The organism is Vibrio sp. HI00D65 (assembly GCF_001635455.1).
Classification (GTDB): Bacteria; Pseudomonadota; Gammaproteobacteria; order Enterobacterales; family Vibrionaceae; genus Vibrio.
In genome coordinates, this window is record NZ_LWEH01000415.1 from 1 (window position 1) to 320 (window position 320).

Sequence of the window (320 nt, forward strand, 5' to 3'; positions counted from 1 at the left end):
ATAGACCTTGCCCGGATTTACCTGCATACAGCCTAAGCCAAGAGCAGAAAACCAAAGGCTTAGCAATGCTCAAGCAAGTCAAAGCTCAAGTACGAGACGGTGTTCTTTCCAAGTTGCGAACTGACTACGAAGAAGCGGAGAGCCCAACGTTAAAAACGGCGATTAACCGCAGAGCAAGAAGCATCAAACGTAACTGGTCATAACCATAAGCTAAGGATTAAGCATGATTACTCAGACACAAGAAGTCGCGAACAAACGCGCTATTCAATACACCGTCAATTCTATTTACAACTTGGTTTTTGAGAACAGTGATGTGATTG

General features: G+C 43.8%; 1 protein-coding gene. It reads left to right on the plus strand.

Features of this window, described 5'->3' with window-relative positions:
• Positions 1 to 203, plus strand: a 203-nt coding sequence (locus tag A3712_RS27980) for a hypothetical protein (protein ID WP_063525000.1), incomplete at its 5' end; no start/stop codon positions are given.
• Positions 204 to 320: the final 117 nt, after the last annotated feature.